This is a genomic window from Thiohalocapsa halophila (assembly GCF_016583825.1).
GTDB lineage: Bacteria > Pseudomonadota > Gammaproteobacteria > Chromatiales > Chromatiaceae > Thiohalocapsa > Thiohalocapsa halophila.
Window position 1 is genome coordinate 1 of record NZ_NRRV01000225.1, and the last position, 924, is coordinate 924.

The 924-nt window shown below is 62.2% G+C and carries 1 protein-coding gene and 1 pseudogene; both read right to left on the minus strand.

The window, feature by feature from the left end; all coding sequences use genetic code 11:
* Window positions 1-194 precede the first annotated feature (194 nt).
* On the minus strand, window positions 195-629 hold the full coding sequence (locus CKO31_RS26130) for a hypothetical protein (RefSeq protein ID WP_200243859.1): 435 nt from the start codon (window positions 627-629) through the stop codon (window positions 195-197).
* A gap of 45 nt (window positions 630-674) precedes the next feature.
* Window positions 675-924, minus strand: a pseudogene (locus CKO31_RS26135) (hypothetical protein); the annotation flags it as partial.

Below are 924 nucleotides of genomic sequence, written 5' to 3' on the forward strand. Positions count from 1 at the left end.
GTGGGGCGCGCCCTGCGGCCTGAGACAAACACTGCATGAACGCTTCTCGCGACTTTCCGAGGGGGAAACCGAACAGCCTGGCGCGCGCCCCACGACCAATCCCTCACCCGATTCCAGCCAGCCGGAGCGCCCTTCGGCCAATGGCTGCGGCCGCCCTCGGTCTCACGCAGACGGTGAGGCGAGAGCCACGGGGCCTACTGCGCCCGGTAGGCGCTATGACAGGCCACACACCTCCCCATGACGTCTGCCAGCGCCGCGAACATCTCATCCGAGCCGCCCGCCTTCTCTGCGTTCCGGGCCGACACGGCAAAGCGGGTGGCTTCGCCATGCATTTCCGTTGCCAGGGAGCGCATTCCCGAAGGCATATACTTTCCGACATGCTTTTCGTAATGCATCTCGATAGACGACATGCCTAGGTGCTGTTCCACCAAATCGGCCGCTTTGTCGTAGCGTCGTTCAGATAGAAGACGGCTGATGTCCTCCAACGCCTCGAGATGATTGCGCATAGTTGCCATCAAATGGCGCGAGACGAACTCCGGCATCTCGGCCTGCTCACGCTCGGCCGTCGCCGTCGATGGCAGGCAGACAACGCAGAGCAATACAACAGAAATGAAAGGCTTTGACAACATCACCCACTCTGTCGCCTCGTCGACGATCCGATATAAATGAGCCGGTCACAAGCTTGCCGCGCGTGTTGCGGCCACCGGTCGCTTTTGATCCAGCCCCGTCTCACGCATCATGAACTCGCGACTCTTGGGGCTGGCCGGGGCCTCGAAAAAGGCCTCGGACGGCGAAAACTCGAACAGGGCGCCGGAGTCTTCGAGGGTGTGGAACAGGGCGCTGTAGTCACTGACGCGGCGCGCCTGCCCGAGGCTGTGGGTAACCAGCACGACGAGCTTGCTACGCCCCAGGTCCTGGATGATG